General features: G+C 69.0%; 1 protein-coding gene. It reads left to right on the top strand.

The window, feature by feature from the left end:
* A partial coding sequence (locus KZA10_RS17010) for a response regulator transcription factor (protein WP_218683490.1) occupies positions 1-527 on the top strand: 527 nt, incomplete at its 5' end.
* Between the last annotated feature and the right edge of the window lie 105 nt (positions 528-632).

Raw genomic sequence — 632 nt, forward strand, 5'->3', positions numbered from 1 at the left:
CGTTCGACCTCGTGCTGCTCGACATCGGGCTCGGCGGCATGGACGGCTTCGACGTGCTGGCCAACCTGCGTGGCGAGGGCGTCGCGACACCGGTCATCATCCTCACCGCCCGCGACTCGGTCATCGACACCGTGCGGGGTCTGGAGGGCGGAGCGAACGACTACGTCACGAAGCCGTTCCAGTTCGCCGAGCTCATCGCGCGTGTGCGGCTGCGGATCGGCGACGGCGAGGGCCGTGCGTCCGGTCCGGTGCTCACCCACGGCGATGTGCGGGTCGATGTGCGAGCGCGCACGGTCACGGTCGACGGCGACATGCGCGAACTCACCTCGCGGGAGTTCTCACTGCTCGAGGTGTTCCTGCAGAACGCGGGTCAGGTGCTGTCGCGCGACCAGTTGATCGGGCATGTCTGGGGGATGGACTTCGATCCGGCCTCCAACGTGGTCGACGTTTACGTGCGGGCGTTGCGCGGCAAGATCGGCGTCGACCGTATCGAGACCGTGCGCGGGGCGGGATACCGATTCCGATGAGCCCTCGCACCGACACCACGAACCCGGCTGCCGAGACGACGACGGTCGAGCGCACGCGCTTCGCGACGATGCCGCCCGAGCGACAGCGGCTGCCGGTCGCACGCC

The sequence above is a fragment of the Microbacterium sp. BF1 genome (assembly GCF_019279095.1).
Taxonomy (GTDB): Bacteria; Actinomycetota; Actinomycetes; order Actinomycetales; family Microbacteriaceae; genus Microbacterium; species Microbacterium maritypicum.